This is a genomic window from Streptococcus sp. 343_SSPC, assembly GCF_001072385.1.
GTDB lineage: Bacteria > Bacillota > Bacilli > Lactobacillales > Streptococcaceae > Streptococcus.
Genome location: NZ_JVKU01000022.1, coordinates 44,077 through 69,046 on the forward strand (window position 1 = coordinate 44,077; position 24,970 = coordinate 69,046).

The window sequence follows — 24,970 nt, forward strand, 5'->3', positions numbered from 1 at the left end:
GGATTGCTGTCTCACTACCTACAATTATATTGAAAGCTTATTTTTGAGTTCACGCTTCACTGATTCGTCTAGAGGGAGGAGATTGTGATGAACCGTAAAATTTGCTACCTCATTCTCTTACTAGTCCAGATTCTTGAGGCTCTTTTTCAAGTATTTATGCTCTTATCCGGAGAGCCTGGAAACGGAGAGAATCCCCCTATTATCTGGTTGTCAATCATTCAGATTCTTTTATGGATGGCTATTCAAGTCTTTCTCACAGTTAAAATCTGGAAAGACCAGGAGAAGGCGGAGGGGCTTCTTCTTTATGCTCTCTTCCTCGTCCTCAGCATCTTTTGGCCACAAGAGGTTCCCATTGCTTTGTTTGGTACTGAGGTTGTGATGAGACTTTCTCAACTTCCAACCTTAGCGATTGTCCTGATCATGATCAATAAGGTGGAGTGGCCTCGTCTTCGTTCTTTAGTTGGTCAGGAAGGGACTTGGTATCCAATCGTTCCGTTGGTTTCCTTGGGGATCAGTATCTTACAATTGGTCGATAGGATTCCTGTTGTCTTACGCTTGTGGAATATATTGGATCATTCAAAATCTGACTTTTACTGGAGATTGTTTGAAGGAGTGGACCAAGAAGTCCTGCTAGTCATTTTGTTGACTTGCCTTCTCGTCCTTAAGAATCAGAAGGTTCTATTTGTGCTTAGTTGTCTTTATGGTTGTTACTATCTCCCTTCTGTCACACTAGACCTGCTTGTTTTAAAGACGACTTCACCCATCCCTTTTTACCATTCTGTTATTTCCCTTTATCTGGTATATAGACAGAAGGAAAGTTTGCAAAAGATCTTTGGGACGCGGTCAAGCGCCCTTGCTAAGCGAGAAGGTGCTGCATATGGAGATGAAGAAGAGCCAGCTGAGCGGTTAGAAAGTCAAAATGGTTCAGATGAAGGAAGCTCCGGAAATAAGGAATCTTCGTCCTTATTACCCGATTTGCTTACTTATCCAAAACGATACGGCTATCCTAATGTATTCGTCTTGATAAAAGAAAAATTAGTCATCGCTCCTCTTGTTATGTTATTTGGGAACAAATCGAGCGATAGGGGAGAAGGAGTTGTAACAAAGGACTTAGAGGCTGGGCAGGAGAAGCCTACAGTGGATGTGACAGTTGAGCAAGACAGCAATAGCCAGCAGTCACTTGAGACATCTAGAGAGCCTCTTAACAGGAACTTAAGCAAGGAAGAAAATGCATCGTCTATGTTTTCGTATCTCTTTGCTCTCCCAAAATGGTTAGGTCTTGCTTATTATGGCTTGGGTATTATTGGACTCATCCTGACAGGCCCTTTTGCCTTCATCATTTTTTATGCAACGGGTATTCATTTGGTTTTATTTACTATCGGCTTTGTCTCAACCCAGTTCGCATTGGCGATAGATTCTCGAATCTTTTGGGCTTCTGCATGTATTTTCTACGGGCTATCAGCTGTTTATGGCTTGCTGTGGCCACTACAGATCCTATCTTTCTGTTTAGCCATCGATGTCCTACTAGCTACTTTCTTTTGGATGAAACGACCAAAGGATACTAGGGAAAATAATTTTTGAAAAGAAAAAAGGCTCTATCATTGCGATAGAGTCTTTATTTGTTATTTTACTTCGCCACCTTCAACAACGAGGTCATCTGCTTTTGCAGCATCGCCGTAGGTTGGGTGAAGAGTTTTTTCATAAGCTTTGTGGAAGAAGTTTTCTTTTCCAAGCTTTTGAATGTCATCGTTAATGAAATCAAGGAGTTCTTTGTTTCCTTTTTGAACCGCTGGTGCGATAGTATCTGGATTACCAAGTGAAGTAATTCCAACTTCGTATCCTTTGTTTTCAAGGGCCCAGGCAAGAACTTCTGTGTTGTCTGTTGAGAAGGCATCGCCACGTCCATCTAGGAGAGCTTGATAGGCATCGCTGTATTGGTCATATTTTTGAAGTTTCACTTCTGGATGGTTCTTTTCAAAGTAGGTTTCAGCAGTAGTTCCCTTGGTTACAATCAAGGTTTTTCCTTCCAATTGTTTCACATCAGTGATGACCTTATCTTTAGGAGACACCACACCGAGTGAAACCTTCATGTAAGGAAGGGCGAAGTCTACTTGTTTCTTCCGCTCATCAGTTACGGTGAAGTTGGCCAATGTGATATCCACTTTATTGGAGATCAAGTATTCCGCACGGTTAGCCGCATCCACTGATACATATTTCGGTTTGACACCAAGGTCTTTAGCTAATTGGTTTCCTAGTTCGATATCGTAACCTTGGTAGGATCCATCATTATCAACATAACCAAAAGGTTTTTTGTCTCCAAAGACTGCGATACGAAGCTCGCCACTTTTCTTGATTTCTTCAATGGTACGTGCTTTAGAGCCGGTAGAAGAAGATGATGACTTGCTAGAGCCACATGCAGTGATAAAGAGCAAAGCGAGAGCGAAGGTAAAAAGAACTAAAATTGGTTTAATGAATTTCATAAAAATCTCCTTTATAGATATGAGCCAAATTGGCTAAAGTCAAATACATTTAAAAATTCTTGTGCTCGTTGGGTTTGTGGGTTGGTAAAGAAGGAGTGAGCACTTCCTTCTTCGGCAATTTTGCCCTGATCCAAGAAAATGATTCGATCGGCAATAGCTTGTGCGAACTGTAACTCGTGAGTCACCAGAATCATGGTCCGTCCTTCTTGGGCCAGGTCGTTGATGAGTTCTAAAACTTCCCGGACCATCTCAGGGTCTAGAGAGGCTGTCACTTCATCGAAGAGGATAATTTCTGGATGCATGAGGAGGGAGCGAACGATGGCTACCCGTTGCTTCTGTCCACCAGACAACTGCCTTGCGTAGCTATGTTTCTTCTCCAAGAGACCGACCCGTTCCAGTAACTCTTCTGCTTCCTTGATGACTTCCTCTTTAGCTCGTCCTTGAGCTTTTGTAGGACCAAGAATCAAGTTTTGGAGAACGTCTAAATGAGGGAAGAGTTCATAACTTTGGAAGACCATCCCAATCTTTTGGCGGACCAGGTGGAAGTCCTTTTGATTCTTGGTAATGGATTGACCATCCAAGAGAATATCGCCAGCTTGGATGCTTTCTAAGCCATTGATACAACGAAGGAGGGTACTCTTACCACAACCAGAAGGCCCCAAGATCACCACGACCTCCCCTTTTTGAACCTTGAGGGAAAGCCCTTGGAGGATAGGAGTGTCTCCAAAGGATTTTTTTAGGTCCTTGATTTCTAAAATGGTTTCAGACATATTAATTCCTCCAGTGGTTTTCTAACAGTCCTGCTAATTTGGAAATAGGGAAGCAAACAATAAAGTACAAGACTAAAATAGTTCCATAAATCCAAAAAGAAGCGGTTGGGATGGTCAGGCGGTTGCTATCGATGATTTGCTGGCCGACCTTGGTAACTTCTACAACCCCGATGAGGACCACTAAGGAGGTTGTTTTTATCATACGCGTAATCAAGTTAATAGCTTGTGGAAGCAATCGTCTGAGAACCTGTGGGATGATGATGTAGCGATATAGTTGGACCTTGCTTAATCCTAAGGCTTGTCCACTTTCAAACTGGTGTTTTGGAAGAGAAGTGATGGCCCCTCGGACCAAATCCCCCATCTCAGCCGTTCCCCAAAGGGTAAAGACGATAATAGCTGAACTTTCACCAGAAATGTTGATGTTGAAGTTGCGGGCCAAGCCGAAGTATACGATAAAGAGCAGGACCAACTGAGGCATGATCCGGATAAATTCCAGATAAAAGCGAGTGAGCAGACGAATGACTTTTGAATGAGAAGTCATCACGATTCCGAGTAAAGTTCCAAGGATCATGGATAGGAAGACAGAGATAATGGAAATTCCAATGGTCACGCCCAAGCCTTGGAGTATCCGAAGGAGATTATTTCCCTGAAAGAGTACTTGGATTCCCGAATCCTGCATGGCGTAATCTCCTTTCTATCCAACTAAAGAGAAGTGAAATCGGTAGTAAGAGAAGCAGATAGGCAATAACCAACATGGTCAGGGCGATATCTGTCTCGTAATAGAGTCCAATCAAATCTTTTGCTACATACATGAGGTCAGCTAAAGCGACTACAGAGAATACAGAGGTCTCTTTAATCAGGAAAATGACATTGGCACTAAAGGAAGGCAGAGCCACTGCGGTCGCTTGTGGTAGAATCACATAGCGAAAGACCTGTCGGGGTGTTAGCCCAATGGAGAGACCGATTTCATGCTGGGTTTGGCTGACAGCTTCTAGACCGCTTCGGAAGGACTCAGCCATATAGGAACCACCTAAAAAGATGAGACCAATGGTTGCACAGACTTCTGAAGAAAGGACGATTCCTATCCTTGGCAATCCAAAGTAGAGGAAGAAGAGCTGAATCAAGAGCGGTGTATTTCTAGAAAGTTCGATGTAACAGCCAGCTAGTTGACTTAAAATCGGTAAACGATAGTGTCGGATGATACTGACAATCAGTCCTAAAAGAAATGAACCTAAAATCCCCCATACAGCAATGTGAAAGGTCAAGAAAAAGGCCTGCTGGTAGAGTGGAAAGTATTGTTCAACAATTGACCAATCCAAAAATGATTTCCTCCTCTCTAATGAGCAAGGAAAAAAGAAATGCTACCTTACTGATTAGAAAATAATACTGTCACATTGTAACACGAAAAAAAACATTTGAATAATATGGAAAATTTATCAAGCTGATAGATAAATTTTATCACCCGTCATAGCCGATGCAATAGATTATCAAATGGGGTATAATAGGAGTAAGAAATACCAAATCACTTAACCTTATAAAAGAGGAGGAAGGGCGATGACAGACCAAGATCCAAAGTATGAATCAAACCAAGAGCATCAAGGTGTGCTTGAGGGGACTGTTCAGTCATCCATGGCGGGTGAAGAGCAGAATCCCAAAGAAAATAAAGACAAAGAGGCATATGTTTTAGGAGATACTCTCCTTTCTAACAATGAGATGAGGACAGAAAAAAGAGTCGGAAGTACGATAGTACTATCTATTGCACTTGTTTTCGCAACTATATACCTAGGATGGTCTCTACTCGTCGCGATCGCATTTAGAGAATGGACAATTATGTTACAACTCCATTTTCTCTGTATTATCATTGCTACCCTTCTGCTTTGGAGCGGAAAAACGATTGGGAATAGAACAAGTCTCTATACATCTGCAGTTTTATTTTTTGTTTCGATGATTGCAGTGTATGACCAAGCTGGGGGAATATTTTTGTTTATGCCTCTTATAATAGCTATAGTGGTTTTTTTCGGAACTGTAATGTTTGATAATGGAGAGTAATTATAGAAGATAGGGCGTAAAATCCTATCTTTTTTATATAGCGAGAAAACATGGAGGAAGCGGTTACAAATTGTGGTATAATGAGAGGTAACAAATCAATTTATACTTTACTTTGAAAGTGGAGTGAAATAAATGTCTAGAAATAAATGGTATCCGGGCTAATTTATTTTGTAACCTTTCTTTATATTTCGACTGTTTGGATAGCAGGTAGTGAAAATGGATTGGGTACGATTATGTTCTTCGATTAGAAAAGAGCATACCTGGTATCCGATCGTTCCGTTGGTTTCCTTGGGCGTCACTATCCTGCAATTCCTTGGTAGGATTCCAGTTGTCTTACGGTTAATGAAAAGAATGATGAAATAGTGTATAAATGTTTTAAGAGAAAACATAAATAAAGTAATAAGAAAAGGGAGGAGAATGCTATGGCAAATCAGCAGAATAATGTTGAAGAAACTAAAGATACGATTAGGATAAGTGGAGATGGTTTTTATTCGGCACCTATCCAGAATTATCCAACAAAAATCAAATTTACCTCCATTCTTCTTTCAGTCGCCTTTTACTTATCCATTATCTATCTTGTATTGTTTATCTCTTACTTTGCACTTTCGGGTAATGCTTGGGGACTTTTCATTTTAATTTTTCTAGGACCAAATTTATTAAGTATTGTTATTGGGGCCATTTTTCTTAGAATAGGGATGGAGAAAGGGAATAAGACGCTACTCTATACGAGTTTCGTACTTTATATACTGTCCATTATTTTAGCTTATGATCCAGACTGGGGAGTTTTCCGAATTGCACCGATAGTTTTATCTATTCTCGTTTTAATAGGAACAATCCTAGCGAAAGAAGATAAAGAAGTATTGAGATATTAAGAAGGGGGAAACTCTTTTAAATCAGTATTTGCTTGATCAATGATCCTATCGAGTCAAGAAATTCTACCAATTTGTATATTTTAAAAATGTCATTAGATGCATGGAAGAATTCAGTGAATATCACTTATAAAATCGTTTATTCCAGCATTTTAAGAAAAGCAAAATATTTTAGAAAAATGTCAGGAGAAAATTATGACAGATCAACAGCTAAATTGTGAAACAAACCAAGACAAAGACGGAATGCCTGAAGAATCTATTCAGCAACGAATGGGGGCTCAAGTACCAGAAAACCCTGCTCAGCCACCAATGGGGTCTCAAGTCCCAGAAAACCCTGCTCAGCCACCAATGGCAGAACAAGGCCTAGAAAATCCTGTTCAGCCACCAATGGCGTATCAAGTCCCAGAAAATCCTACTCAGCCACCAATGACGTATCAAGATCTAGAAAATCCTGTTCAACCACAAATGGCGGATCAAGGTCCAGAAAATCCTGCTCAGCCACAAATGGCGGAACAAGCCCCAGAAAATTCTGTTCCTAATAGGGGCCTTCTAACTCTTGTATTTTTCGTAAATATGGGCTTACTGATGCTTTTTATAGGTAGTGCTCTGGTAATGGGAGGATGGGCGATTGTCTTTTTGTTCTTTTTGGGCTCTTACCTTACTTGTTACATTGCTGCGACAGTCTTGCTTGGCATTGGTACGAAAACGGCTAATAAGACGATGCTATTTGTTTCAGTAACTCTCTATTTTGCGTCCATGCTTTTTGCTGGTGATCCAGCTTGGTTAGGTATTCAAATTCCATCTATCATTTCCACTATCCTTGTATTAATAGGGACCTTGCTACTGTAGGAATTAGAGTTGGAAAGAGGTTAAGTTAAAAGATATAGTTTCAAACTATATCTTTTTCTTTTTATAAAAAAAGGAATACTGGTGAAAAATCGTGATATAATAGTTAAGTTATATGGTCCCGATAAGGTGGTAGAAAGCATCTACCAGTTCTTTGTAACTCTATAACAATTATTTTTTAAGGGGGGACATTTTTATGTCAGAACGTAAATTATTCACGTCTGAATCGGTATCTGAGGGGCATCCAGATAAGATTGCAGACCAAATTTCAGATGCTATTTTGGATGCTATTTTAGAGCAAGATCCAGAAGCACACGTGGCTGCAGAAACAGCTGTTTATACTGGTTCCGTGCATGTCTTTGGTGAGATCTCAACTACAGCTTATGTCGATATTAACCGTGTGGTTCGTGATACCATTGCAGAGATCGGTTATACAAACACTGAGTATGGATTCTCGGCTGAAACAGTGGGAGTCCACCCATCTTTGGTGGAACAATCTCCTGATATCGCTCAAGGGGTTAATGAAGCTTTGGAAGTCCGTGGAAACGCAGACCAAGATCCACTTGACTTGATTGGTGCAGGTGACCAAGGTCTCATGTTTGGTTTTGCGGTGGATGAAACAGAAGAACTCATGCCATTACCAATTTCACTCAGTCACAAGTTGGTTCGTCGGTTGGCAGAGCTTCGGAAGTCTGGTGAAATCAGCTACCTTCGTCCAGATGCCAAGTCACAAGTCACTGTTGAGTATGATGAAAATGACCAGCCAGTGCGCGTGGATACGGTGGTTATTTCAACTCAACACGATCCAGATGTCAGCAATGAACAAATCCACCAGGATGTGATCAATAAGGTCATCAAGGAAGTGATTCCAGCTTCTTACCTGGATGATGAGACTAAATTCTTTATCAATCCAACAGGTCGATTCGTTATCGGAGGACCTCAAGGAGACTCAGGTTTGACGGGTCGGAAGATTATCGTAGATACCTATGGTGGTTACTCACGTCACGGTGGTGGTGCCTTCTCTGGTAAGGACGCAACTAAGGTGGACCGTTCAGCTTCTTATGCAGCTCGCTATATCGCTAAAAACATTGTTGCTGCAGGTCTTGCTAAGAAAGCAGAAGTGCAATTGGCTTATGCGATTGGGGTGGCTCACCCTGTATCTGTTCGTATCGATACTTTCGGTACAGGAACAGTTGCTGAAAGCAAATTAGAAGCAGCAGCGCGTCAAATCTTTGACCTTCGTCCTGCAGGGATTATTCAAATGTTGGATCTCAAACGTCCAATCTACCGTCAAACAGCGGCTTATGGACATATGGGACGTACTGATATCGATCTACCATGGGAACGTTTGGACAAGGTAGAAGCCTTAAAAGAAGCAGTTAACTAAGGAGATAGAAAGGAGGCCGGGACAAAAGTCCTAGCCTCTCAATTATCTTTGGATTATCGAGCAAGACGCAGTGGTTGAGTGGGCTCTACTACGCTGATTTCATCAGCTTTTACAGCCCTACTCAACTGTGCGGAGGTGGGACGACGAAATCGAATTCTAACGAATTACCGATTTCTGTCCCACTCTCTTTTTATGAAATTAATCTACAAAAGTAAACAAAACTATTGACAAACAAAATGGAAGGTGTATAATGGAACTACAAATGTAAATTAATTGTTCTTGATGAGAGCTAGAAAGGTAAAAGAATGGCAAAGATTTCAAGTGCGGAATGGGAAGTCATGAGAGTTCTCTGGACTAAGGGGGAAGCGACTTCTACAGAAATAACCAAGATTCTCTCCACCAAGCAGGACTGGTCAGCTTCGACGGTGAAAACCCTCTTAGGACGATTGGCTGATAAAGGCTATTTGACAAGTCGAAGAGAAGGTCGAACCTATTTGTATCAGGCCATCCTCAATGAAGAAGAGGCAAATTTTACAGCTGTCAATGAAGTTTTTAGTAAGATCTGCTTGACCAAGCATGGTCACATATTGGAGCGATTAATCCAGCAAACCCCTATGACCGAGGAGCAAATGAAGGGGTTGCAAGACCTCCTGGCTTCGAAAGTGAGCGTGGAGCGGGTTCAATGTGATTGCCAACCTGGCCAGTGTCACTGTGCCAGTCATGTGGAGGAAGATAAATGAAAGAAGAAACTTTTGTCGTCAATGGGATGACGTGTGCATCATGTGTGATCAATGTGGAGAAAGCTGTTAACCATCTTGAGGGTGTTGAAAAAGCGACAGTCAACCTAACCACTGAAAAAATGACGGTTGAATATCAGGGGGAACCTTTGAGTCCAGAGGCTATTTCAAAAGCAGTAGCGGACGCCGGTTATGAGGCAGTAGTATACAATCCAGATACAGCTAAGAGCCAAGAAGAGCGAGAAGGTGACAAGCTACAAGTGATCCGAAAACGCCTCTTTTGGTCTTCCGTCTTCACCCTGCCTCTCTTTTATCTAGCAATGGGGCCCATGATTGGCCTACCGGCACCTGCATTTGTTTCACCTGATCAAGCACCAGTGGCTTATACTCTTGTACTTTTGGCCTTGACCATCCCTGTGATGGTTTTCGGTCGAGCCTTTTATCGAAATGGCTTCCGAACCCTTCTAAAAGGCCATCCCAATATGGATGCTTTGGTAGCTTTAGCGACTAGTGCAGCCTTTCTTTATAGTCTTTATGGGACTTATCACATTTTGCTTGGCCACCACCATCACGTGCACCAGCTTTATTTTGAATCTGTAGCCGTGATTTTGACCTTGATTACTTTGGGTAAGTATTTTGAAACATTATCAAAAGGGCGTACTTCTCAAGCTATCAAAAAGCTCATGCATCTGGCGGCTAAAGAGGCAACGGTCCTACGTGATGGAAAGGAAGTGAAACTACCTGTAGAAGACTTGGTCATTGGAGATCAGATCCTGGTCAAACCAGGTGAAAAAATAGCCGTTGATGGTCAAGTGGTTTCCGGACAATCAGCCATTGATGAAAGTATGCTGACGGGTGAATCTATCCCCATCCAAAAAACTGAAGGCAGTCAAGTTTACGCAGGTTCCATTAATGGACAAGGTAGTTTGGTTTATCGGGCTGAGAAAGTTGGTCGGGATACCTTACTAGCACAAATCATTCAGCTGGTGGAAGATGCCCAACAAACCAAAGCACCGATTGCCAAGATTGCGGATCAAGTGGCAGGGGTCTTTGTCCCAGTAGTCATGGGGATTGCCCTCTTATCAGGCCTCTTTTGGTACTTCATCATGGGCCAAACCTTCACCTTTGCTATGACGGTAACGATCAGTGTCTTAGTCATTGCCTGTCCATGTGCTCTAGGCTTGGCGACTCCGACAGCCATTATGGTGGGAACAGGATTAGGAGCAGAGCATGGGATCCTCTACAAGAGAGGGGATGTCCTTGAGTTAGCTCACCAAGCGCAAGTCTTGGTCTTTGATAAAACAGGGACCATCACTCAAGGTAAACCTCAGTTGTCTTCTTCCTATACCTATGGTCAAACGAACCATGCCTTACAAGTCCTAGCTTCTCTGGAAGCCAAATCCGAACATCCACTAGGACAAGCTATTTTGGATGCTGCGAAAGAAGAGCATATAGACTTATTAGAGATGGAAAACTTCTCTAGTCTAACAGGAAGGGGCCTCACTGCTAACTATGGTGGGAAGGTTTATCTGGCTGGGAATCAAACACTCATGGATGAGGAAGGAATCGATATTCATCTTGCCAAGGCTGACTTGGAGGACTTAACTCAGGATGGACAAACCCCGATTTTCTTAGCTGAAGATGGACAACTCTTGGCCCTATTTGGGGTAGCAGACCGGATTAAGGAAGATAGTTTAGAAATGGTTGCTAGCCTAGAAAAAATGGGCAAGGAGGTCATCATGCTGACTGGGGATAATGAACGGACTGCTCGAGCGATTGCCAAGAAGGCTGGAATCCAGCAGGTCATCAGTCAGGTCCTTCCTCAAGAAAAATCACGGGTGATCCAAGAATTGCAAGCAGAAGGCAAGTCTGTGATCATGGTGGGAGATGGAATTAACGATGCACCAGCTCTTGCAACCGCGGATATCGGAATTGCCATGGGATCTGGGACAGATATCGCCATGGAAAGTGCCGATATCGTCGTCATGAAACCGCAATTAATGGATGTTGTCCGAGCCTTGGAAATTAGTCGTTACACGATTAAAACCATCAAGGAAAACTTATTCTGGGCCTTTATCTACAATGTTTTAGCCATTCCGGTGGCGATGGGGCTTCTCTATCTCTTTGGTGGCCCGCTCTTAAACCCGATGTTAGCAGGTCTAGCCATGAGTTTTAGTTCAGTATCGGTTGTACTGAATGCTCTCAGATTAAAGAGAAAAAAATTGTAAGAACTAGGAGAAAAGTTACCTCCTCGAGTAAAAGAAAGGAAAATAATTATGTCAAAAACATACGAAATTAGTGGAATGAAATGCCAAGGTTGTGCCAATGCTGTCACTGAAAAACTATCTGCTGTAAAAGGTGTAGAAGAAGTAAAAGTTGATTTAGAGAAAAAACAAGTAACCATTGAAGGGAAACCTTGGAAATGGTCCTTGAGCCGAGCTCTAAAAGGCAGTAAATACGAACTAGGAAATGAAGTGAAATAAAGTCAGGAAAGGCGGTCCGAAAAGGGCTGCCTTTTTTAAAAAAACAACAAGAGAACACATAAATAAATTAGGCTTGCAAGCAAAAATATAAAAAAATAGTAAAACATATAGTTGAGGTTTTTTAAGGATTGGATGGACCGATCAAAAGATAAGAAGTAGTGGAAAATGAAGCGTTTTTATGATATAATAGATGCGGTAATTTTTTACCGAATGATTGAAAGAGCTTATACAAATTTACATGAAAAAAATTATAATTAGTGGTGGTCACCCTTTAAAAGGTGAGGTGACCATTAGTGGTGCAAAAAATAGTGTGGTGGCCCTCATTCCAGCAACTATTTTAGCAGACGAAATTGTGACCCTTGATGGTGTTCCAGATATATCAGATGTGGCTAGCTTGATTGACATTATGACCCTCATGGGAGCAAAAGTGGAGCGAGATGGGGAGACTCTTATTATCGATCCGCGTGGTGTACAAGATATGCCAATGCCATTTGGAAAGATCAACAGTCTTCGAGCTTCTTACTATTTCTACGGAAGTCTTTTGGGACGTTATGGCCGGGCAACTGTGGGTCTACCAGGTGGATGTGATTTAGGTCCACGCCCCATTGATCTGCATTTAAAAGCCTTTGAGGCGATGGGTGCTAAGATGACCATGGATGGTTCGAGTATGAACCTTTCCACAAATGGACAGCGTCTTCGTGGGGCGGCCATCTATATGGATACGGTTAGTGTTGGAGCAACTATCAATACCATTCTAGCGGCTGTTAAAGCGGAAGGTCGTACCGTTATTGAAAACGCTGCTCGTGAACCTGAGATCATTGACGTCGTGACCCTTCTCAATAATATGGGAGCACACATTCGTGGTGCGGGTACAGATATCATTACCATTGAAGGAGTAGACTATCTCCACGGGACGCGTCACCAAGTGATCCCCGATCGCATCGAAGCAGGGACCTATATCGCCCTTGCTGCAGCTGTTGGAGAAGGAATTCAAATTACGAATGTCCTCTATGAACACTTGGAAAGCTTTATCGCTAAGCTGGAAGAAATGGGTGTTCGGATGACCATTTCTGAGGATAGTGTGTTTGTTGAAAAGCAAGAAAATCTGAAAGCTGTTCACATTAAAACCTCTCCTTACCCTGGATTTGCAACTGATTTGCAACAACCCTTGACTCCATTGCTCTTGACAGCTAATGGAAAGGGAAGCATCGTAGATACTATTTATCAAAAGCGGGTCAACCATGTGGCTGAACTGATGCGCATGGGAGCGACCATTGAAACAGTTGGTGATCGCATTGTTTACCAAGGACCAAACCAATTAACAGGAGCTCCAGTTAAGGCGACAGACTTGCGTGCAGGGGCTGCCTTGGTGATTGCCGGTTTGATGGCTCAGGGTAGAACGGAGATTACCAATATTGAGTTTATCCTTCGCGGCTATTCGCATATTATTGAAAAATTGCAACAATTGGGAGCTGACATCGAGCTGATTGATGAAGCATAACGAACGATTTTTATGAACATTTGGACGCAACTAGCAGCATTTTCATGTTTTGAAACAGAGCGCCTCTTCTTGAGGCCCTTTCTATATAGTGATGCCGCTGACTTTTATACCATATCCTCCAATCCAGAGAATTTGCCTTTTATTTTCCCAGCACAAACGTCCCTAGAGGAATGCCAGTATGTCTTGGCCAATTATTTTCTAAAGAATCCTTTAGGAATATGGGCGATTTGTGACAAGGGAACAGACCGTGTGATTGGATCGATTAAGTTTGAAAAGTTGGATGAAATTAAGAAAGAAGCAGAACTTGGTTATTTCTTACACAAGGACTATTGGGGTCAAGGCCTCATGACAGAGGTTGTCAAAGAGATTACCTTCTTGTCCTTTCAGGAATTTCATCTCAAACAAGTCCGAATCATTACCCATGTTGAAAATATAGCCAGTCAACAGGTGGCTTTACGTGCCGGTTATAGTTTGAAACGGCAATTCAAGGGGAGTGACCGCTATACCCGAAAGATGCGGGATTATTACGAGTTCTGCATAGATAGAGGAGATCTCAATGAGTAAACACCAAGCGATCTTAGATTATTTGGAGAAACTACCAATTGGCAAGCGTGTCAGTGTGAGAAGTATCTCGAATTATTTGCAGGTGAGTGATGGGACCGCCTATCGGGCCATTAAAGAAGCTGAAAATCGTGGAATTGTTGAAACGAGACCTCGTAGTGGGACGGTTCGTGTCAAGTCCAAAAAGGCAGTCCTAGAACATCTGACTTTCCGAGAGATTGTAGAAATTACCGGTTCGGAAGTATTGGCAGGAAAAGAAGGGCTGGAACGAGAGTTCAACAAGTTTTATATCGGGGCCATGACAGAAGAGCATATTTTAGATTATGTCTCTGAAGGTGGACTCCTCATTGTGGGAGACCGAACCAATATCCAACGTCTGGCCCTCCAACACGACAATGCTGTTCTTGTAACTGGTGGTTTTGACGTCGATCCTTCTATTTTGGAACTGGGTCGCAGTGGTCAAACTCCTATCTTACGAACCAAGCATGATACCTATACCGTGGCGACCATGATCAACCGTGCTCTCGCCAACATGCAAATTAAAACAGATATTCTAACGGTCGAACAAGTCTATTCGCCTATGCATGAATATGGTTTTTTGCGGGAAACAGATACCGTACGTGACTATCTAGATTTGGTAAGAAAAAGCCGGTTTAGTCGTTTTCCTGTCGTCAATCAACACCAGATGGTTGTTGGAGTGGTGACCATGCGAGATGCCGGAGACAAGACGCCCCAGACAACTCTGGACAAGGTCATGTCCCGTAGCGTCTTTACGACAAACCTATCTTCTAGTATCGCCAATGTCAGTCAACGCATGATTGCAGAAGATTTTGAGATGATTCCTGTTATTCGCAGCAATCAGACCCTGTTAGGGGTTATTACTCGTCGTGCGGTCATGGACCGGATGAGCAAGGAGCAATTGTCGGGCTTGCCAACCTTCAGTGAACAAATCAGTCAAAAAGTAGTTCTGCAAGCCAATCATTTTGAATTGACGGTTGAACCAAGTATGTTAGAAAAGAGTGGTGTTCTCTCGAATGGTGTTCTCACTGAAGTTCTAACAACAGTCACTCGCCAACTCATGATGAATTCTGGAAAAAATTTAATTATCGAACAGCTCTTGGTCTATTACCTCCAAGCTGTTCAAGTGGACGATACCTTGCGGATTGAAACGCGTATTGTCCGACAGACTAGACGATCGGCTATTATAGATTTTGATTTGTATTTGAATTTACAGTTAGTTACGAAGGCCACCGTCACTTTGAAAATTAATTAGAATGGAAGTAGGAAATAGATGATTACATTGAAATCACAGCGTGAAATCGAAGCCATGGACCGAGCAGGAGACTTTCTTGCTAGTATCCATATTGGCCTTCGGGATTTGATCAAACCAGGTCTCGATCTGTGGGAAGTAGAAGAGTATGTTCGACGTCGCTGTAAAGAAGCCAATGTCTTGCCCCTTCAGATCGGTGTAGAAGGAAGTCTGATGGACTATCCCTATGCGACATGTTGTGGGATCAATGATGAGGTAGCTCACGCCTTTCCTCGCCACTATGTCTTAAAAGATGGTGACCTCTTAAAGGTGGATATGGTCTTGTCTGAACCCTTAGACAAGTCTGTTGTTGATGTCTCAAAGTTGGACTTTGATAATGTTGCACAGGTGAAAAAGTATACAGAAAACTACTCTGGTGGTTTGGCTGATTCTTGCTGGGCCTATGCAGTTGGGAATGTTTCCCAAGAAGTCAAAGATCTCATGGATGTCACCAAAGAATGTCTCTATAGGGGGATTGAACAAGCGGTTGTCGGAAATCGTCTAGGTGATATCGGAGCTGCGATTCAAGAATATGCTGAAAGCAAAGGTTATGGTGTAGTACGCGATTTGGTCGGTCACGGTGTAGGACCAACTATGCATGAAGAACCAATGGTGCCTCATTACGGACGTGCAGGACGTGGCTTGCGATTACGTGAAGGGATGGTACTCACCATTGAACCAATGATTAATACCGGAACTTGGGAAATCGATACCGATATGAAGACAGGTTGGGCCCACAAAACCCTTGACGGTGGACTTTCTTGTCAGTACGAACATCAGTTTGTTATTACTAAAGATGGACCGGTTATTTTGACCAGTCAAGGCGAAGAAGGAACCTATTAAAATAAGTAGAGAGGAAAGAATGGAGCTGAAGATAAATAACGGTTTCGCTCTTTTCTCTTTTTATGACTTTGTTTAGGGGAGGAAAGATATGAAAAAGTTTCTAAAATGGCTAGGCCAACGACCGTTTATAAAGGGGTTCTTGCGCTTTTATATGGCCTCTGAATCGGACATCACAAGTATAGCAGTGGCCTATTATTTATTGATTTCCATTCTCCCTTTATTGTTGATTGCAGCCAATATTCTCCCTTACTTTCAGATTCGTCCGACTCAGATTTTGCTGACCTTGCGTGAAGTATTACCTGCCTCCATGTACCGCATTGTCTTGCAAGTGATTTCATCAGTGCTTACTAAGCCGTCTACTGGTTTACTGAGTTTCTCCATCATTTCGGCTTTATGGGTCTCCTCACAGTGTATCGCTTACCTGCAGAGAGCCTTCAATAAAAGTTATGGAGTGGAGAAGGAGAGGGGGATTATCTGGTCGAGAATCTTCAGTATTTTGATTAGTTTTGCTCTGCAAGGTCTGTTTGGTCTATCTCTGGTTTTGACCATGTTTGGCCGGATGATTATTCGTTCTGTCTATGAGATTTTTAAGTTTGATGAAAGTATCTACCTTCGTCTCTTAAATATTTCAGGACCTTCGGTTTACTTCCTTCTCTTTTTAACCTTGCTCTTGCTCTATTACACCCTACCCAATATCAAAATTCCTAAGTTTCGCTATGTCTTTCCAGGAGCCATCTTTGTGACAGCAGTCCTTTATTTGACCTTGAATATTTTCTGGAAATATGTCGACCACTACATCACGAGTTTCCTAGATGCTCGTTTCTTCGGGTCAGTCCTTTTAGCAATCATTATGTTCTGGTTTATCCTGGTAGCTAAGGTGTTGATTATTGGCTGTATCTTAAATGCTAGTATTCAATATGCGATTGAAGCGAGATTTGAAACAAAAGATGGGGATGTGGTAGCCAAGTACAAGTCTTCTAAGGTAGCTTTTCACCAAAAGGAAGCTTCTCTCAAGCGTCGTTTCCATCTTAAAAACTTGAGAAAAAAACAGGACTGATGTTAAAGAATAAAATAGGAGCAAGCCGGTTTTCAGCCGGCTTTTTTCTGGTTGTTATTTTTGTTGCATTTGCAATAAAAATGTGATAGAATCATTCATAAAGAAAGGAGGAACAGATGAAGGTTCTAAGAGAGATTGGCATCATAGCCCGAGCCTTAGATTCGATTGCCAATATTGAGTTCCGAGATTTGGATCTGGCAAGAGGTCAATACCTATATTTAGTACGGATCGGGGAGCAACGAGGGATCATTCAAGAGGAGTTATCCGATTTATTAAAAGTGGATCGCTCAACAGTAGCCCGCTCTGTTAAAAAATTAGCTGATAAAGGTCTCATCCGAGAATTAACTGATTCTTCCAATCAAAAGATAAAAAAATGGATTCTAACGGAAAAGGGACAAGCGCTTTATCCTTTTATCCTTGCTGAGCATGCTTATTCTGAGAAGACTGCCTTAAAGGGATTTTCAAAGCCAGAAATCCTTCAACTAGAAGAATGGCTTGCTAAAATGAGTAAAAATGTTGCAGCGGATTGGGAGCTAGTGAAAAAAGGTCGAAAAAGAAATTATAGTGAGGAAAAGAAATGAAAGTTACAGTAGATCAAGCATTTTGGGACTTGTTTCCCCAAGCACAAGTAGTGGTGATGACAGTAGAAGATATCGACAATCATGTTGACGAGAGCAAGGATCCTTATTTTAAGGATCTGCTCGACAAGGGAATCGTACGATCAAAAGAATATATTGATGAAGATCAGTTCACTGCTAGTCCAGTCGTTCAGGAATGGCGTCAGGCTTTTACTAAATTTAAGACCAAAAAAGGTGCACGTTCGTCAATCGAAGCCTTATTGAAACGTGTGTCGCAAGGACGGGAGTTTTATCCCATTAATCCTTTGGTTGATCTCTACAATAGTGTTTCGCTAGCCTATGCTATCCCCTGTGGTGGTGAGGATATGGAAAAGATAGCTGGAGGCTTATCTTTAGGAAAAGCCAAGGGGGGAGAGCCATTCTTCCCGCTAGGAGCGGAGGAGGATGCTCCAGCTTTGCCGGAAGAGATTATCTATTATGATCAAGAGGGAGCTGTTTGCCGTTGTTTAAACTGGCGGGAAGCCCAAAGAACCATGCTGACAGAAGAAACGCGACAGGCTATTCTTGTGATGGAGGCAGTGACTGAAGAGCAAACAGAACGGGCCAAAGAAGCGATGGACGAATTAAAAGGCTTGGTCAAGGACTATTTTGGTGTGGAAGGAAAAATCTCTTATTTGAGCGCCCAAGAAGCTAGTCTGGAAGTATAAAAAATACCGTCAGAGCCATAAGAGTTCTGACGGTTTTTCTGTGTATAATGAGATGTCATCTCTTATTTCGGAAGACAAATAGTTTACTGAAAACATAGTTCAAAATGACAATCATAAATTGGGCGGCAAAGGTTTCGATGGTATTGATAGCCGTCCGATTCATATTAACGAACTGACCGATGATTTGTGGATACTGGGTTACAAAGATGGTAGTCATCAGGAGGTCCAGCACCAGTGTCCCCATTCTAGCAAAAAAGAAGACAATTAACCGTTTCAACCAGCCTTTTCTTTCTTGTTTAAAGACAATAGTATCATTGGTAGCAAAGGCAAAAAGTATTCCTGAAATATTTCCAATCAAGGTAGCTAGTTGTTCCTGGTCTGTCAGTTGGAAAACAATCAGCCGAGTAGCAACAGAAACAATCGTTGTAGCAACACCAAAAATCAGGTAGGCTAAGATTTCATTATCAAAGATTCGATGGACTAGTTTTTTCATACAATTAGTCTATCATAATTCCCTTATTTGTGCTATACTTATAAAGTTGATTTGTTGAATGCAACTCGTTCAGATGAACTTCATTAGCAAAAATCAACCCTTGGTGCTTAGCTTCTTTCACCAAGCATATTAGACGCGGGAAAACCGCTAAAGGAGAAAACGATGAAAAACTATACTGTTCGTGACTTGGCACAGATTGCCTTAGTTGCAGCTCTCTATGTGGCCTTGACCATTACGCCCCCGTTGAATGCCATCGGAAGCAACGAGATCCAATTTCGTGTTTCTGAAATGCTCAACTTCATGGCTTTCTACAATCGGAAATACATTTGGTCCGTTACCATTGGGTGTATGATTTCTAACTTCTTGAGTTATGGAATCGTCGACGTGATCGTTGGTGGTGGATCTACCTTGGTCTTCGTTACACTTGGAGTCTATCTTTTTAAACGCTATGAAAAGACAGATCTCTTTAATGGATGGATTCGCAAGGACCATTTCTTATTCTCAATTTTCTTTGCCCTCTCTATGTTCACGATTGCCCTAGAATTGCATATTCTAAACAAAACACCATTCTTCTTGAATTGGTTGACAACTGGTTTGGGTGAATTTGCTTCCCTGATTGTCGGAGCTATTTTGATCAAAAAGATTGCCCAACGAATTGATTTGACTCAATAATTCACTAGAGAGTGGGACAGAAATCGGAAATTCGTTAGAATACGATTTCGTCGTCCCACCTCCGCACAGTTGAGTAGGGCTGTAAAAGCTGATGAAATTAGCGTAGTAGAACCCACTCATGCTCGATAATCCAAAGACAATTGAGAGGCTAGGACTTTTGTCCCAGCCTCTTTTTTGATGTCCAGACCGATTCCGATCTCTTTTGAAAAACGATATTTTTTCGCATGTGAAGTAGTCAGAAAGGCCACAGTAAAGCGTTTTTATGGTAGAATAGAGATATGGAAACCAGAATAAAAGAGTTAGTAAACTTATTAAACAAATATGCAGAAGAATATTATACAAAAGATGCTCCTTCCGTATCAGATTATGAGTACGACCAGCTTTATCGGGAACTGGTTGCGTTAGAGGAAGCTCATCCAGAATTGGTCCAACCCAATAGTCCAACCCATCGGGTCGGAGGAACTATTCTCAAAGGATTTGAAAAATACCAGCATACTTACCCGCTTTATAGCTTACAGGACGCCTTCTCCTATGAAGAATTGGTGGCCTTTGACCAACGGGTTCGTAAGGAATTTCCATCTGTCACCTATGTATGTGAGTTAAAAATAGATGGCCTATCTATTTCACTTTCTTATGTCGATGGTGTTCTTGAAACGGGTGCTACACGGGGGGATGGGAGCATTGGAGAAAATATCACAGAAAACCTCAAGCGAGTTCGCGATATTCCTCTAGTCTTACCGGAACCTCTTACCTTAACCGTTCGAGGAGAATGTTATATGCCCCGTGCGTCTTTTGATGCCGTAAATTTGTCCCGCCAAGAAAATGGAGAGGCAGAGTTTGCGAATCCTCGAAATGCGGCAGCCGGTACTCTTAGACAGTTGGACACAAAGATTGTTGCAGAGCGCAAGCTCGCGACCTTCCTCTACCAGGAAGCTAGTCCTACTGATCAAGCGACCCAAGAGAAGGTATTAGCCAAATTAAACCGTCTCGGTTTTGTTGTCAATCCTCATCACAAGACAGCGACCAGTATCGAGCAAGTCTGGGCTTATATTCAAGAAGTGGCAGCCATGCGAGACCAGCTTCCTTATGATATCGACGGTGTCGTGATTAAAGTAAATGATCTAGCTGTTCAAGAAGAACTTGGCTTTACCGTCAAGGCTCCCAAATGGGCAGTGGCTTACAAATTCCCAGCTGAGGAGAAGGAAGCAAAACTCTTGTCCGTTGATTGGACAGTCGGTCGGACAGGAGTGGTGACACCGACGGCTAATTTGACGCCAGTTCAGTTAGCAGGTACGACGGTCAGTCGAGCTACTCTTCATAATGTGGATTACATTGCTGAGAAAGATATTCGCAAGGATGATACGGTCATTGTTTATAAGGCAGGGGACATTATCCCTGCTGTCTTGCGTGTTGTCAGGGATAAGCGCGTATCGGAAGAGCGATTGGAGGTTCCGAGTCACTGTCCGAGTTGTCAGAGCGAGCTCCTTCATTTTGAAGATGAAGTGGCCTTGCGTTGTATCAATCCCCGCTGTCCGGCTCAAATAAAAGAAGGACTCGCTCACTTTGCTAGCCGGGATGCCATGAACATTACAAGCTTGGGGCCAGCAGTGGTTGAAAAACTGTTTGCTAAAGAACTGGTTCAAGATGTAGCAGGTATTTATCGCCTGACCGTGGATGATCTCTTACAATTGGATGGCTTTAAAGAAAAATCTGCCCAAAAATTAGTAGATGCGATCCAGTCATCAAAGGGAAATTCTGCTGAAAAACTATTGTTTGGTCTGGGAATTCGTCATGTAGGAAGTAAGGCTAGCCAACTCTTGCTCCAGGAATTCCATTCCATTCCAGCCTTAGCAGAAGCAGAGGTTGAGAAGATTGCCGCGATAGACAGTTTAGGAATGGTGGTTGCCGAAAGTCTTAAACGTTACTTTGCTCTAGAAGGTTCTCAACTTCTTTTAGAAGAGCTTAAGGATGCTGGGGTAAACTTGGATTACCTAGGTCAAAAGGTTGCGGCAGATGCACCATTATCTGGTAAAACAGTTGTCTTAACCGGTAAACTGGAACGTCTGACACGTTCGGAAGCTAAGGCTAAATTAGAAGCCTTAGGGGCTAAAGTCACAGGCTCCGTGTCCAAGAAAACAGACCTATTAGTTGCAGGTAGCGATGCGGGAAGTAAATTAAGCAAAGCGCAGGAATTATCGATTGAAATACAGGATGAAGCCTGGCTTGAAAGTTTATAGAGGCATGTATGGAAAATAAGATTAAAAAAGCACGAGTGATATATAATCCGACTTCTGGTCAGGAAATCATTAAAAAGAACATCGCAGAAGTCTTGGATGTGTTAGAGGATGTAGGCTACGAAACAAGTGCCTATCAGACCACTCCTGAGCACTTATCAGCCCAGTTAGAAGCAGAGCGGGCTGCAAAAGCCGGTTTTGATTTGATCGTTGCTGCCGGGGGAGATGGGACCATTAATGAGGTGGTCAACGGGGTTGCTAGCCTCGAACATCGTCCAAAAATGGCTTTTATACCTACTGGTACAACCAATGATTACGCACGTGCTCTGAAGATTCCGATGGGAGATCCAGTAGCGGCTGCGCGGATCATTGAGAAGAATCAAACCATTCAAATGGATATTGGCCGTGCTTACGGAAGTAAATATTTTATCAATATTGCCGCTGCAGGGACTTTGTCTGAATTGACCTTTAGTGTGCCGAGTGAGGTGAAGTCGCGCTATGGCTACTTTGCTTATGTAGCGGAGGCAGTGAAGAAGTTCCCTAAGAATAAAACCCGCAAGGTGCGGATTGAGCACGACAATGGGGTCTATGTTGGACCAGTTTCGCTTGTCTTCGTGGCTCTGACCAATTCAATCGGTGGCTTTGAAAGTGTGGCACCAGATGCTAAACTTGATGATGGGAATTTCACCTTGATTTTAGTGAAAACCGCTAAATTGTTTGATATGTTGTCCCTCATTATGCAAGCCGTTAATGGTGGAAAACACGTCAACGATTCAAATATTGAATACCTTAAAACCTCTAAATTGAAGATTGAAGTTTTGGACAACAAGGAAGAATTTAAAATCAATTTAGATGGTGAATACGGTGGAGATACGCCAGTAGAACTGGAAGTCTTCCACAATCACTTAGAATTTTTTGCCAACATCGATGAAATTAATGACGATGCCTTGGTCCATTCAGAATATAAATCAGAAGAATAATGGAGAAATATTGCTGAGAGTGGGCAAGCCAGTTTCTTCTTACTTAGTTAATTAGGAAATAGGAAATACAATACGATGCATCAGTATCAAGTAAAAATCCACTACCATCATCCCGTAGGTGATTATTTTGCCCGTGATATGTGGAAGTGGCATGAAGGAGTATGGGGAGAGGAAGTGTCTTTCTCCAAGCTCGATTATTTTGGAGTTGAGGGGCTCTTAGTTTATAACTGTGAGACACCTCAACACATTGGCCATGTCATCATCAAGGAAGGAAACTGGCTTAGTCAGTCGGATGAATACCATATTGAGCTTTTACCAGAAGGGAAAGTACGAGAAGTCTGGTTGATTCAAGGAGATGACACCGTTTATTATTCTTTGCAGGCTGCAATGACCAGTCATGAATACAGCCGTCGGAAGCCACACGCTTTTGATATGGCGACCCATTACCAGGAATTTGATGCCAAATGGGGCTATCAGGGTTGGTTGGGATATCGCCAGCAAGATGATGATTACCGCTTTAAACTTTGGGCACCTACTGCCAATAAAGTAGACCTTCTTATCTATGATTCTGTCGCCAATGACAGCAAGGTCTGGAAGGTTGTCCCAATGGTTCGTGGTCAGAGAGAATCTAGCGACCATGTTCGCAATAACTGTGGTGTCTGGTATGCGGATGTCATGGGAAACCTCAGTGGACTAGCCTATCAGTATAAGGTTTATTTTGATTACCATACAGAGATTGCGCGTGATCCTTATACGATCGCTACCAGTGAAAATGGGAAAAAATCTGCCATTCTTTCTCATCAGGATTGCATCTTCCCTGCCTTTCAGTCAGAAGCTTATGAAAAGGCTGACTGGCGTCTGGATAATCCTTGTCAGGCGGTTGTCTATGAAATGCATGTCCGGGATTTGACCATCTCTCCGACTTCCGGTGTGGATGAAGCCTATCGAGGAACCTACCGAGGAGCTCACCAGACTGGGACGAAGAACGCCCAGGGAGATGCCACAGCCTTTGACTATATCAAGGAATTAGGGGTCAATGTGGTCCAACTGCAACCAGTGACCGACCGCTATAAGACCTATGATGAAGACGGGAATGTCCTCTACAATTGGGGCTATGATGTGCAGAATTACTCTGCTCCAGAGACTAGTTACTCGACTAAACCTCACGATCCTAAGACCACCATGCGCGAGTTAAAAGAAATGATACACGCCTATCATGAAGCGGGTATTTCGGTCGTCATGGATGTGGTCTATAATCATATTTATTCGACAGAAGATGGAGCTTTCCAAACAACCGTTCCTGATTATTACTACCGGATGAATCCAAATGGATCCTTCCAAAATGGTACAGGAGTTGGGAATGAGACGGCCAGTGAGCATGAGATGTACCGCAAATTCATGATTGATTCCTTGACTCATTGGGTAACAGAATATAAGATTGACGGTTTCCGCTTTGACTTAATGGGGATTCACGATGTGGATACCATGAATGAAATCCGTGAAGCCATGGACGCGATTGATCCACGGATTCTCCTTTATGGAGAAGGTTGGGATATGGGGACAGGATTGGCTCCAGAAGATAAGGCCAAAAAGGACAATGCTTATCAAATGGCCCAAGTCGGTTTCTTTAATGATACCTCTCGAGATGCCATAAAGGGAGCTGAAGTCTTCGGATCCATCAAACGTGGCTATGTTAGTCGGAAGTCTACAGAAGACATTATTGCGCGTTCCGTTCTGGGAAGTGCAGAGTTGGGATCCTTCCTAACTCCAAGCCAGGTCCTCAACTATGTAGAAGCCCATGACAACTACAACCTCTACGATTTACTTTCTTATGTCCACCCAAATGATTCTCAGGAAAAAATTAAGAAGCAGGTAGAAATGGCGACAGCCATGAATCTCCTCTTCCAAGGGATGGCCTTTATGCAAGTTGGACAAGAGTTCCTACGAACCAAACTAGTTGCAACGGGTGAAGATGGTGAAGTGACACAGGAAGATCGAGAACGGGCTATGAATTCTTATAATGCGCCTGATGCCGTCAACCAAGTCAATTGGGATTTAGTATCTGTCAACAAGGATACAATCGAATATGTTCGTCAAATCATCCATTTGAAGAAGACCCTTCCTGCCTTGTCACTCGAATCTTATGAGGAGATTTATCAACATGTCTTTGTCCATACTGCCGATATGGGTAGTGGTGTTGTGGTCTTTGAATTGACCTGGGATAAACACTATTATGTTATCTTTAACACCAGTGGACTACCATTCTATCTCCAGAACGCAAATCATCTTGAGCTCCTTGTTGGAAATAGCCGAAACAAACGTCCATTCTATGTAGAGAATTTAACAGCTTCTGTCTTTGAATGGAAGAAATAAATAAAAAAATGAGGCTAGAACAAAAGTTCTAGCCTCTCAAT

At 42.5% G+C, this 24,970-nt stretch carries 24 protein-coding genes and 1 riboswitch; of the genes, 19 read left to right on the top strand and 5 right to left on the bottom strand.

What is annotated here, in order from left to right:
* Nucleotides 1–87: 87 nt before the first annotated feature.
* Nucleotides 88–1,581, top strand: a complete 1,494-nt coding sequence (locus ADH27_RS06885) for a hypothetical protein (protein WP_048716912.1) — start codon at nucleotides 88–90, stop codon at nucleotides 1,579–1,581.
* Between the two features lie 41 nt (nucleotides 1,582–1,622).
* Here the strand turns inward: ADH27_RS06885 and ADH27_RS06890 are convergent, their stop codons facing one another.
* The 4 genes from ADH27_RS06890 to ADH27_RS06905 are packed head-to-tail and all read right to left on the bottom strand — an operon-like array spanning nucleotide 1,623 to nucleotide 4,569.
* Nucleotides 1,623–2,480, bottom strand: coding sequence for a cysteine ABC transporter substrate-binding protein (locus ADH27_RS06890; protein ID WP_048716914.1), 858 nt, complete (start codon nucleotides 2,478–2,480; stop codon nucleotides 1,623–1,625).
* A gap of 11 nt (nucleotides 2,481–2,491) precedes the next feature.
* Nucleotides 2,492–3,250 carry an amino acid ABC transporter ATP-binding protein gene (locus tag ADH27_RS06895; RefSeq protein ID WP_048716917.1) on the bottom strand — a complete coding sequence of 253 codons (759 nt, stop codon included), beginning with the start codon at nucleotides 3,248–3,250 and terminating at the stop codon, nucleotides 2,492–2,494.
* Nucleotide 3,251: 1 nt separating this feature from the next.
* Nucleotides 3,252–3,929 carry an amino acid ABC transporter permease gene (locus ADH27_RS06900; protein WP_048716919.1) on the bottom strand — a complete coding sequence of 226 codons (678 nt, stop codon included), beginning with the start codon at nucleotides 3,927–3,929 and terminating at the stop codon, nucleotides 3,252–3,254.
* Nucleotides 3,889–4,569, bottom strand: a complete 681-nt coding sequence (locus ADH27_RS06905) for an amino acid ABC transporter permease (protein WP_048716920.1) — start codon at nucleotides 4,567–4,569, stop codon at nucleotides 3,889–3,891. The genes ADH27_RS06900 and ADH27_RS06905 overlap by 41 nt, the downstream gene beginning before the upstream one ends.
* A gap of 235 nt (nucleotides 4,570–4,804) precedes the next feature.
* On the opposite strand from ADH27_RS06905, the gene ADH27_RS06910 reads away from it, so the two are divergent.
* The 14 genes from ADH27_RS06910 (at nucleotide 4,805) to ADH27_RS06975 (ending at nucleotide 18,177) form a co-directional block, all read left to right on the top strand.
* Nucleotides 4,805–5,299 carry a hypothetical protein gene (locus tag ADH27_RS06910; protein WP_048716922.1) on the top strand — a complete coding sequence of 165 codons (495 nt, stop codon included), beginning with the start codon at nucleotides 4,805–4,807 and terminating at the stop codon, nucleotides 5,297–5,299.
* A 422-nt stretch (nucleotides 5,300–5,721) separates the two neighbouring features.
* Nucleotides 5,722–6,171 carry a hypothetical protein gene (locus ADH27_RS06915; RefSeq protein ID WP_048716924.1) on the top strand — a complete coding sequence of 150 codons (450 nt, stop codon included), beginning with the start codon at nucleotides 5,722–5,724 and terminating at the stop codon, nucleotides 6,169–6,171.
* Nucleotides 6,172–6,363: 192 nt separating this feature from the next.
* Nucleotides 6,364–7,017, top strand: a complete 654-nt coding sequence (locus ADH27_RS06920) for a hypothetical protein (protein ID WP_048716927.1) — start codon at nucleotides 6,364–6,366, stop codon at nucleotides 7,015–7,017.
* 193 nt (nucleotides 7,018–7,210) lie between these two features.
* Complete coding sequence (gene metK, locus ADH27_RS06925) at nucleotides 7,211–8,401, top strand: methionine adenosyltransferase (protein WP_048716930.1); 1,191 nt, start codon at nucleotides 7,211–7,213, stop codon at nucleotides 8,399–8,401.
* A 305-nt stretch (nucleotides 8,402–8,706) separates the two neighbouring features.
* On the top strand, nucleotides 8,707–9,141 hold the full coding sequence (locus ADH27_RS06930) for a CopY/TcrY family copper transport repressor (RefSeq protein ID WP_048716931.1): 435 nt from the start codon (nucleotides 8,707–8,709) through the stop codon (nucleotides 9,139–9,141).
* Entirely contained in the window at nucleotides 9,138–11,366 is a 2,229-nt protein-coding gene (locus ADH27_RS06935; RefSeq protein ID WP_048716934.1) for a heavy metal translocating P-type ATPase, read from the top strand. The genes ADH27_RS06930 and ADH27_RS06935 overlap by 4 nt, the downstream gene beginning before the upstream one ends.
* Nucleotides 11,367–11,414: 48 nt before the next feature.
* Nucleotides 11,415–11,621 carry a copper chaperone CopZ gene (gene copZ / locus ADH27_RS06940; RefSeq protein ID WP_006596060.1) on the top strand — a complete coding sequence of 69 codons (207 nt, stop codon included), beginning with the start codon at nucleotides 11,415–11,417 and terminating at the stop codon, nucleotides 11,619–11,621.
* Between the two features lie 238 nt (nucleotides 11,622–11,859).
* Nucleotides 11,860–13,122 (top strand): UDP-N-acetylglucosamine 1-carboxyvinyltransferase, encoded by a 1,263-nt coding sequence (locus ADH27_RS06945; protein ID WP_048716936.1) that lies wholly within the window; start codon nucleotides 11,860–11,862, stop codon nucleotides 13,120–13,122.
* A 12-nt stretch (nucleotides 13,123–13,134) separates the two neighbouring features.
* Complete coding sequence (locus ADH27_RS06950) at nucleotides 13,135–13,686, top strand: GNAT family N-acetyltransferase (RefSeq protein WP_048716938.1); 552 nt, start codon at nucleotides 13,135–13,137, stop codon at nucleotides 13,684–13,686.
* A complete protein-coding gene (spxR, locus tag ADH27_RS06955; RefSeq protein WP_006596063.1) occupies nucleotides 13,679–14,956 on the top strand; it encodes a CBS-HotDog domain-containing transcription factor SpxR in 1,278 nt (425 codons plus the stop codon). Before ADH27_RS06950 ends, spxR begins: the two co-directional genes overlap by 8 nt.
* Before the next feature lie 18 nt (nucleotides 14,957–14,974).
* A complete protein-coding gene (locus ADH27_RS06960) occupies nucleotides 14,975–15,835 on the top strand; it encodes a methionyl aminopeptidase (RefSeq protein WP_006596064.1) in 861 nt (286 codons plus the stop codon).
* An 88-nt stretch (nucleotides 15,836–15,923) separates the two neighbouring features.
* A complete protein-coding gene (locus ADH27_RS06965; RefSeq protein WP_006596065.1) occupies nucleotides 15,924–16,892 on the top strand; it encodes a YihY/virulence factor BrkB family protein in 969 nt (322 codons plus the stop codon).
* Between the two features lie 116 nt (nucleotides 16,893–17,008).
* Entirely contained in the window at nucleotides 17,009–17,473 is a 465-nt protein-coding gene (locus ADH27_RS06970) for a MarR family winged helix-turn-helix transcriptional regulator (protein WP_048716941.1), read from the top strand.
* On the top strand, nucleotides 17,470–18,177 hold the full coding sequence (locus ADH27_RS06975) for a B3/B4 domain-containing protein (RefSeq protein ID WP_048716945.1): 708 nt from the start codon (nucleotides 17,470–17,472) through the stop codon (nucleotides 18,175–18,177). The genes ADH27_RS06970 and ADH27_RS06975 overlap by 4 nt, the downstream gene beginning before the upstream one ends.
* A gap of 55 nt (nucleotides 18,178–18,232) precedes the next feature.
* Here ADH27_RS06975 and ADH27_RS06980 read toward each other — a convergent pair whose 3' ends face one another.
* A complete protein-coding gene (locus ADH27_RS06980) occupies nucleotides 18,233–18,670 on the bottom strand; it encodes a GtrA family protein (RefSeq protein WP_048716947.1) in 438 nt (145 codons plus the stop codon).
* A gap of 28 nt (nucleotides 18,671–18,698) precedes the next feature.
* A riboswitch (PreQ1 riboswitch) is annotated at nucleotides 18,699–18,835 on the top strand.
* Between ADH27_RS06980 and ADH27_RS06985 the strand changes: the two genes are divergently transcribed.
* The 4 genes from ADH27_RS06985 (at nucleotide 18,833) to pulA (ending at nucleotide 24,929) form a co-directional block, all read left to right on the top strand.
* The gene (locus tag ADH27_RS06985) at nucleotides 18,833–19,342 is read left to right on the top strand and encodes a QueT transporter family protein (RefSeq protein ID WP_048716949.1); all 510 of its coding nucleotides are present in this window, start codon (nucleotides 18,833–18,835) and stop codon (nucleotides 19,340–19,342) included. (Overlaps the previous riboswitch by 3 nt.)
* Nucleotides 19,343–19,620: 278 nt before the next feature.
* Complete coding sequence (gene ligA, locus ADH27_RS06990; RefSeq protein WP_048716952.1) at nucleotides 19,621–21,579, top strand: NAD-dependent DNA ligase LigA; 1,959 nt, start codon at nucleotides 19,621–19,623, stop codon at nucleotides 21,577–21,579.
* Nucleotides 21,580–21,587: 8 nt separating this feature from the next.
* Complete coding sequence (locus ADH27_RS06995; RefSeq protein ID WP_048716954.1) at nucleotides 21,588–22,556, top strand: diacylglycerol kinase family lipid kinase; 969 nt, start codon at nucleotides 21,588–21,590, stop codon at nucleotides 22,554–22,556.
* Nucleotides 22,557–22,631: 75 nt separating this feature from the next.
* On the top strand, nucleotides 22,632–24,929 hold the full coding sequence (gene pulA, locus ADH27_RS07000) for a type I pullulanase (protein WP_048716957.1): 2,298 nt from the start codon (nucleotides 22,632–22,634) through the stop codon (nucleotides 24,927–24,929).
* Nucleotides 24,930–24,970 lie beyond the last annotated feature (41 nt).